At 61.3% G+C, this 8,489-nt stretch carries 8 protein-coding genes and 1 pseudogene; 5 read left to right on the forward strand and 4 right to left on the reverse strand.

What is annotated here, in order from left to right:
* Positions 1-250 precede the first annotated feature (250 nt).
* Positions 251-703 carry a VOC family protein gene (locus CWO89_RS36920; protein WP_130583297.1) on the reverse strand — a complete coding sequence of 151 codons (453 nt, stop codon included), beginning with the start codon at positions 701-703 and terminating at the stop codon, positions 251-253.
* A 193-nt stretch (positions 704-896) separates the two neighbouring features.
* On the opposite strand from CWO89_RS36920, the gene CWO89_RS36925 reads away from it, so the two are divergent.
* The 4 genes from CWO89_RS36925 (at position 897) to CWO89_RS36940 (ending at position 4,613) form a co-directional block, all read left to right on the forward strand.
* Positions 897-1,766: an NAD(P)-dependent oxidoreductase gene (locus tag CWO89_RS36925; protein WP_130583298.1), complete on the forward strand. Its 870-nt coding sequence runs from the start codon at positions 897-899 to the stop codon at positions 1,764-1,766.
* Between the two features lie 293 nt (positions 1,767-2,059).
* Entirely contained in the window at positions 2,060-3,661 is a 1,602-nt protein-coding gene (locus CWO89_RS36930) for a sensor histidine kinase (RefSeq protein WP_130583299.1), read from the forward strand.
* A 42-nt stretch (positions 3,662-3,703) separates the two neighbouring features.
* On the forward strand, positions 3,704-3,907 hold the full coding sequence (locus CWO89_RS36935) for a DUF1289 domain-containing protein (protein WP_130583300.1): 204 nt from the start codon (positions 3,704-3,706) through the stop codon (positions 3,905-3,907).
* A 151-nt stretch (positions 3,908-4,058) separates the two neighbouring features.
* A complete protein-coding gene (locus tag CWO89_RS36940) occupies positions 4,059-4,613 on the forward strand; it encodes a TIGR02281 family clan AA aspartic protease (protein ID WP_130583301.1) in 555 nt (184 codons plus the stop codon).
* Here CWO89_RS36940 and dusA read toward each other — a convergent pair.
* Positions 4,575-5,534, reverse strand: a complete 960-nt coding sequence (gene dusA / locus CWO89_RS36945) for a tRNA dihydrouridine(20/20a) synthase DusA (RefSeq protein ID WP_245476749.1) — start codon at positions 5,532-5,534, stop codon at positions 4,575-4,577. The two genes, CWO89_RS36940 and dusA, sit on opposite strands and share 39 nt — an antisense overlap.
* A gap of 552 nt (positions 5,535-6,086) precedes the next feature.
* Between dusA and CWO89_RS49785 the strand changes: the two are divergent.
* Positions 6,087-6,611 (forward strand): annotated as a pseudogene (locus CWO89_RS49785) (tyrosine-type recombinase/integrase); the annotation flags it as partial.
* A 2-nt stretch (positions 6,612-6,613) separates the two neighbouring features.
* Here CWO89_RS49785 and CWO89_RS49790 read toward each other — a convergent pair.
* Positions 6,614-6,802, reverse strand: a complete 189-nt coding sequence (locus CWO89_RS49790) for a hypothetical protein (protein ID WP_463698527.1) — start codon at positions 6,800-6,802, stop codon at positions 6,614-6,616.
* Between the two features lie 263 nt (positions 6,803-7,065).
* Positions 7,066-8,211 (reverse strand): type I secretion system permease/ATPase, encoded by a 1,146-nt coding sequence (locus CWO89_RS36960; RefSeq protein WP_245476751.1) that lies wholly within the window; start codon positions 8,209-8,211, stop codon positions 7,066-7,068.
* Between the last annotated feature and the right edge of the window lie 278 nt (positions 8,212-8,489).

Below are 8,489 nucleotides of genomic sequence, written 5' to 3' on the forward strand. Positions count from 1 at the left end.
CGAAATTCAAGCTACGCTTGAATTTCGGGTGAGGGGAGCCCCCGCGAATCCGTCTGTCACCGTGTTCGCGGAGAGAGCCCCTCACCCCACCCCTCTCCCCGTAAGAACGGGGAGAGGGAGGAGAAGTGCCGTCGATCGCTCCGACCCGAAGTCGTCACGCTCTACCGCCACAGATATGACGGATCGGCAGAAAAGGGTAGTTGTGCCAGCGCAATAGATTTCCGCGATTTACGCCGGGCCCGAAGGGTTCCTACCTGCCGCCGATGTCATCGGCGCGCTCGGCCGGCGCTGCGGCGTCCTGTTCCTTGGCGACCTCGTAGTTCAGCTCGATCATCACGCCGTTGGGATCGTGCACAAATATCTGCCAGAGGTCGCCGCCCGGAACCTGCCGGGAATCGAATTTCATGCCCTTGGACTGAAGGCGCTGCTTCATCGCCGTGAAACCGCTGCTGACAAAGGCGACATGATGGACCACGCCGGAGTCGGGCTTTTGCGGCTCGTCGGTCGGGGAAATGTCCACGAGGTGAACCACCGGCTTGCCCTCGCTGTACATCCAGGCGCCGGGAAAGGCGAAATTCGGCCGAGCGCCCTTCTCCAGGCCCAAAACCTCCTCATAGAACTTGACGGTTTCGGCCAGTTTCCGGGTGCGGATGTTGAAATGATCGAGCACGCCTACGCTTGCGCCCGCCTCTCTTCCATTCATGTCTCACTCCCATTTTTGTGAGGTTCGTTGGTGAGTTATCATAACACAAAACCGCTGATGTCGGCCAAACGAGCCGTTGCCCTCTGCGGCGCAGCGTTTATGGTGCGGCCCTCCCGCCTGAAAAACACCGTCCGGCCCGTCCAATGTCGCCGGCAAATCCCAAGGTTATTAGGCAAGAAACAAGGTAGCAGACATGGCTAAAGTCGCTTTTCTCGGTCTCGGCGTAATGGGTTTCCCCATGGCAGGACATCTCGTGAAAAAGGGGGGCCACGAGGTGACGGTGTACAATCGGACGCCGGCGAAGGCGCAGGCCTGGGTCGAGAAGTTCGGCGGCCGCGCGGCGCCGAGCCCAAAGGCGGCGGCCGAAGGCCAGGATTTGGTGATGTGCTGCGTCGGCAATGACAACGACCTGCGCGCGGTCACGATCGGCCCGGACGGCGCATTCGCCGGCATGAAGAAGGGCGCGACCTTCGTCGACCACACCACCGCTTCCGCCGAAGTCGCGCGCGAGCTCAATGCCGCCGCCGAGAAAGCGGGGTTCAAGTTCGTCGATGCGCCGGTCTCCGGCGGACAAGCCGGCGCCGAGAACGGCGTGCTGACGGTGATGTGCGGCGGCAAGGAAGACGCCTATGCAGGCGCCGAGCCTGTCATCGCGGCCTATGCGCGGATGTGCAAGCTGCTGGGACCGGCAGGCTCCGGCCAGCTTACCAAGATGGTCAACCAGATCTGCATCGCAGGCCTGGTTCAAGGCCTCTCCGAAGGCATCCATTTCGCCAAGAAGTCGGGCCTCGACGTCGCCGCCGTGATCGATGTGATCTCGAAGGGCGCGGCGCAATCCTGGCAGATGGAGAACCGCTACAAGACCATGAACGATGGCAAGTACGATTTCGGCTTCGCGGTGGAATGGATGCGCAAGGATCTCTCGATCTGCATCGCGGAAGCGCGACGCAACGGCGCCAACCTGCCGGTGAGCGCGCTGGTCGATCAGTTCTATGCCGAAGTCGAGAAAATGGGCGGTAAGCGCTGGGACACGTCGAGCCTGCTCGCGCGGCTGGAACGTTAACGGCGCGTGGCTGCATTCCTTCCCCCTGAAAGGGGGAAGGTCGGGATGGGGGCCGGCCACAAGCACCGGCGTTCGTGGAGAGAGATGATCCCCACCCGGTTCGCGCGTTCCGCGCAAACCGACCTCCCCTTTTCAAGGGGAGGTTTGAGGCGCTCTCGCCCAAAGGCCAATCGTTAATTTAACCTCTCGTTAACGAGATTCTTTAGCTTTCTAAGTCATCGCTTAATGATTTGGCGCGAGAGATAGACAATGCAAAAGCCCGTGCGGTTTGCGGGCAGGATTTTGTGTTGTTAATGAGTGATCCCGCGGAAAAGCCTGAAGTTGTCCAGTTGCCGGCCGAGCCCCAGGCTGCCGCGCCGGTCAACAGCCGCCGCGCCGCAGCGCAGCGGGTCCGGGAGGCGCGGGATCGGTTAACGTCAACCAGCGGGACCCGCCCCGCATTCGACACCGAACTGCTCCGCCAATACGCCCAGACGCGGATCTCGGCATCCTACGTCGTGATGCTGCTGGTGATCGCCACCGGCGTGCTATTCGGCGTGTGGCGAGAGCCGCTCGTGGCGGCCGCCTGGACCATCGGCATACTCGGAGCCCATGCCGCGACCGTGAAGAGTTGTGCCAAGTTCCTGAAGGAATCCCCCTCGCCTGCCGCGACGCGCAAATGGCAGACGCGGTTCGTGCTGCTCGACCTGCTCTACGGCCTGTTCTGGACGGTGATCCTGACTCACCCCGCGGGCACGGACGCCGCCTCCAATGCGCTGATGATGTTCCTGATGCTGCTCGTGATCGCGGTCTCCAGCATGCTCGCAGCGAGCCTTCCGATCGCGGCACTGGCGGCCACCGCGCCGGTGACGATCGCGATCGCCGTCAGTTTCGTGCTGAGCGGTTCCTTTGACAATTACGTGTTCGCGCTGCTCGCGCTCGGCGCCGAGGGCTATTTCGCCCTGCTTGCCCACCGGCTGCACTCGACGACGCTCGCCACGCTGCAGGCGCGCGCCGAGAAGGACGTGCTGATCGCCGAACTCGAACAGTCCAAGGCGATCTCCGACGAGGCGCGGCATCGCGCCGAAGCCGCCAACGTCGCCAAGTCGCGCTTCCTGGCGCAGATGAGCCACGAACTGCGCACGCCGCTCAACGCCATCCTCGGCTTCTCCGAGGTGATGAAGAGCGAGATCTTCGGCGCGCATGCGGTGCCGGTCTACAAGGAATATTCTGCCGATATCCACAATTCCGGCGTTCACCTGCTCAACCTCATCAACGAGATCCTCGACCTGTCGCGGATCGAGGCCGGCCGCTACGAGCTCAACGAGGAAGCGGTCTCGCTGCTGCATGTCGTCGCCGACTGCCACCATCTCTTGAAACTGCGCGCGACCAGCCGCGGCATCACCATCCACGAAGTGTTCGAGCAGGGCATGCCGCGGATCTGGGTCGACGAGCGCGCCACGCGGCAGATCGTGCTCAATTTGTTGTCCAACTCGATCAAGTTCACCCCGCAAGGCGGCGAGATCTGGCTGAAGGTCGGCTGGACCGCCTCCGGCGGCCAATATCTCAGCGTGAAGGACACCGGCTCCGGCATTGCCGAGGACGAGATTCCGATCGTGCTGGCATCGTTCGGCCAGGGCTCCAACTCGATCAAGTCGGCGGAACAAGGTGCCGGACTTGGCCTGCCGATCGCCAAGAGCCTGATCGACCTGCATGGCGGCACCTTCACGCTGAAGTCGAAGCTGCGCATCGGCACCGAGGTGATCGTGACCTTCCCGCCGGAGCGCGTGATGTCGGCGCTCGCGCCGATGGCCGAGGAAGCGCCGCCCTTGCAGCCGCAACCCTCGATTCCTTCGACCGACGACAAGCAAAGGGGACGCCACAAGCCGATCATGAGTGCAGGCACCGGACTCTAGACGCGCTTGCACCCGCGATCGAAATCGTTTCACTATCGATGGATGAGCACAGAAACGCCGTGTATCGCAGTCTGTATGATCGACCCCAGGACCAGGCTCTGCTTCGGCTGCGGGCGGACGCTGCCGGAGATCGCGCGCTGGCACAAGATGGACAGCGCCGAGCGCCTCGCCGTGATGGCACTGTTGCCCACGCGCATGGCGGAAGCGGGCCTCGAGCGGATGGACGCGCGCCCGAAGCGCGCCTAGAGCGTGATGACTTTTCTTCGAATCGTCATCCCGCTCTAGCTCTTTGTTTGAGCATGATCTCCGCGCAAACGCTTTGCGTTTGTCGCGAGGGAAAACCGGTGTCCACTTTTCCGGATCATGCTCTAGTGCGTTGGACGCGGGAGGCAGTGTCATGAGCCGCGTCCTCCTCGTGCTCCTGTTGCTGTTCGCCACCGCGGGCGCGGTCGTCGCCTATGGCGATCACGAACAGATCGCGCGCGCCAGTAGCCAAGTCTCGCACATGCTGCGCGGGAACGTTGTGCCCCCCGGCCCTGCCGTGCAGATCCCGCGCGGACAGGGCGGCGAGTTCGCGTTGCGCGCCAAGATCAACGGGGTCAGCGCGCCGATGGTGATCGACACCGGCGCGACCTCGGTGGTGTTGACCTGGGAGACCGCAAAGGCGATCGGGCTGCCAATCGAAATGCTCGAATACAATGTCGATCTCGAAACCGCCGGCGGCCACACCAAGGCGGCACGGCTGACCCTCGATCGCCTCGCCGTCGGTCACCTGGTCGAAAAGTCGATTCCGGCGCTGGTGGTGCCGCGCGGGCAGATGAAGACCAATTTGCTCGGCATGAGCTTCCTGGATCGGCTGGAAAGCTGGGGCGTGCGCGCCGACAAGCTGATGCTGACCGGTTATCCGGACGTGCTAGGCCGCCATCGGCGCGGCCGCACGGCTTCCAACTAGCGCTATCGCCTCGCGCAGCACGTTGACGCCCGCACCCGACTTCGTGCCATGCTCGGCGAGATGGCGGCGGAACGCGCGCGCCCCCGGCACGCCGAAGAACGCGCCGACGAAATGCCGCGTGATCGCATGCAGTCGCGCGCCGCGCGCGAGTTCGCCCTCGATATAGGGGATCATCGCTTCGAGTGCGTCCTGCATCGTGGCGTGCGGCGGCGCCTCGCCGAACAGGTCGGGATCGACCGACAATAACCGCCACGGCTCCTGATAGGCGGCGCGGCCCAGCATCACGCCATCGACATGCGCCAGGTGCCGCTTCGCCTCCTCGAGGCTTGCGATGCCGCCATTGATGATGATGGGAACATGGGGCATGGCGGCCTTCAGCCGATAGACGCGATCATAATCGAGCGGCGGGATGTCGCGGTTCTCCTTCGGCGACAGGCCGTTGAGCCAGGCTTTCCGCGCGTGCACGATCAGTGCATCCGCGCCCGCTTCGATCACGCCGCGCGCGAGCGTATCGAGCGCCAGTTCCGGATCCTGGTCGTCGATCCCGATGCGGCACTTCACCGTCACGGGAACCCTCACCGCGCGCTTCATCGCCGCAACACCCTCGGCAACGAGCGCCGGCTCCGCCATCAGGCAGGCGCCGAACCGGCCATCCTTGACCCGATCGGACGGGCAGCCGACATTGAGGTTGATCTCGTCATAGCCGAAATCCTCGCCGATCCTGGCCGCGGCCGCGAGCTCACGCGGATCGGAGCCGCCAAGCTGCAACGCGACCGGATGCTCGCTCGCATCAAACCCAAGCAGCCGCGCCCGGTCGCCATGAATGACGGCGCCTGTGGTCAGCATCTCCGTATAAAGCCGCACCCGCCGCGAAAGCTGACGATGGAAGACGCGACACCTGGTATCGGTCCAATCCATCATCGGGGCCACAGAAAAGCGATAGTCTTGCGATTTCAATGATTTACCATATACTCTCAATAGAATGAAACACGAACGTGTGCACTCCAAACTAGCCGAAATTGCACACGTTTGTACCCGTTTTGACCTCTCAGTGCACACGTAGCGCACACGAATTGGGGAGTGCACACGGCCATGGCCAGCTTCACTCAATTGCCATCCGGCAACTGGCGCGTCCAGGTCCGCTGGAAGAACCGCTACGTGGCAGAGACCTTCCGCCGCCGCAAGGACGGCGGGGAATGGGCGCTCGATATTGAGCGCAACATCGATCGCAGCGGATCACCCAAACCGCGAGCAACGCAAAAGGTTCGCACGTTCGGCGACCTCATCGATCTGCACGTTGAAGACATGCATGAAGTCGGGCGCCCCCCTCGCCGATCCAAGGCAGCGGTCATGGAAGCGCTTAAGCTCTCCCTGGGATCTGTGAAAATTCCCCAACTGAATCGCGAGCGGTTGATCGAATTTGGTAGGAAGCGAGCGAAGGAAGGAGCTGGGCCGGCCACCCTGGCAATCGACATGTCGTTCATCAGGACCATCGCAACCCATGCCGCGGCGGTTCACGGTATTGAAGTCTCGGCTGAGGAAGTTCGCTTAGCGCGTTTTGCGTTGAAGCATTTGGGTCTGGTCGGCAAAGGCGGGGAACGAGATCGTCGGCCGACCCAAGATGAGCTTGATGAGCTCATTGAACACTTCGAAAGCAGTCGTCGACAAATCATTCCAATGGCTCGCATCGTTCGGTACGCCATTGCGACAACAATGCGGCAGGAGGAGATTTGCCGGCCCGACTGGCCGGACGTCGATATGAAGAAGCGGATCCTGGTTATTCGCGACCGCAAGGATCAGCGGGAGAAGGAAGGCAACGACCAGAAGGTCCCGCTTCTCAACCTGACCGGCTACGATGCGTGGGAGATCCTGCTTCAGCAGCGGATCATTACCAGAGGTCAGGGTCGCGTATTCCCGTTCAACCACCGTTCAGTGAGCGCGGCATTCACCCGAGCCTGCGACAAGTTGAAAATCGAGGATCTGCACTTTCACGACCTTCGTCACGAAGGCACCTCAAACAACTTGCGCTCACTCGATATCATGCGGGCGAGATCAACGTTTGCGGACTTAGAAAGGTCGCTAGGAAATTCGACTTCTTCCTCTCCGCGCCGTTCGGCTTCAAGTCGCGACTCGCGTATCTTCAGCTCGCTCAAGCTCTTCGTAACAACAGCCAGATTCGCTCGCGTCATGGTTTCATCGAGACGAAGGAGGATCTGGCCAGCGGCGACGTGATCACCGTCACGAACGCGCAACTCGCTTACAATTCCACCGGTTGGATTCTGAACGCGCTTTACATTGCTCTCAACAACGAGCGACCCAGAGGTGACAACTGCGCCAGAAACTTCCGTAATGGCCGCCCATCCGCCCAAGCCCGCCACGAGAACAGCCAGCAGCGCGCAACCGAAGATCACGTGCTGCCGAAGGCTTGTTTGAGCGTCCTCATCGACGTAGGTCACGACGTGGCGCCTGCATCGACGATCTTGAGTGAAGCAGGAGTGGCGGGTGCCGGACGCGTGATTTGTGCCAGCACCGTCTCTTTAGGGCCGAATGCTTGCACAACCCCTTCGGACAGCGCAAGAATGTTGTCGACTGCGACTAGCGCAGACGGCCGGTGCGCAATAACGATAACGATACCCTTTCGCTGGCGCACGCCAACGATAGCCTTCGTTAGGGCCTGATCGCCTTCAGCGTCCAGATTGGAATTCGGCTCATCCAGCACCACGAGCCAAGGATCGCCCAACAAGGCACGAGCAAGCCCAATGCGTTGTCGTTGGCCGGCTGATAGACCAACGCCGCCATCCCCAATAATCGTGTTGTAGCCGTCCGGAAGGCGCACGATCATTTCGTGCACATCTGCAGCCTTTGCGGCCCGAATTATCATTTGGTCGTCGACGTCAGTCCTGCATCTCGCAATGTTCTCTGCGATCGTACCGGCCAAAAGGTCGACCGTTTGCGGCACGTATCCAATATGCGATCCGAACTCCTCATTGCTCCATTGATCGATCGATGCTCCATCCAATCGAACAGTGCCGCGAAGTGGAGGCCACACACCGACAATTGCTCTCGCCAATGATGACTTGCCGGAACCACTAGGTCCGATCACACCAAGCCCTTGACCTGCGTGCAGCACAAAGCTGACGTCAGACACAACGACTTTGTGGCTATTCGGAGTGCGAACGATCAGTCCGTCGACGGATAAAGTTGATCTCGGCGGAGGAAGCAGTACCGGCTTTTTGACTGTCACAGTGGCATGCGTAAGCATAGCCTTCAGGGTTACCCATCCCTCCTTGGCCGCCAGAAAGCTCTTCCAATGAGCTATGGTAAGCTCAACAGGAGCCAACGCTCTCGCAGTGAGGATCGAGCTAGCGATAATGATGCCGGCGGTCGCTTCCTGATGGATTACAAGGAAGGCGCCAAGCCCCAAGATCGCCGATTGGAGAAGCATACGAAACGCCCGACTAGCGGCACCAAAGCCCGCCAGAATATCGGCACCGCGTTGATGTGCGTTCAAATAGGTCAGATTTCGATCCTGCCACTTTGAAACAACGCGATTTGTCATCCCCAGCGCGTGCAGTGTTTCAGCGTGACGCACTCCCATCGCTGCTATCTGTTCGGATCATTCACGCGCTTCGCCGTCGCGGCGGCGCGGGCGGCCCGCGTCGTGGCGCGCCCGCTCAAGACGGCCCGCTGATCCCGCATCGCGCTTTACGGATTCAACTGTCGCGACCGCTTCTTTGAAATGAAGCCGACGGGAGATATGGTGCCGACTCGGTTCAGGCATTTTCCGAGCAACCCGATTGTCCGTCGCTTATTTCGCCCTCCTCTTCGCGCTTGCTTTCACCACCATTCTTGAAACGTCCAACTCCGGCTTCGCCA

The organism is Bradyrhizobium sp. Leo170, from assembly GCF_004296405.1.
Lineage (GTDB): Bacteria > Pseudomonadota > Alphaproteobacteria > Rhizobiales > Xanthobacteraceae > Bradyrhizobium.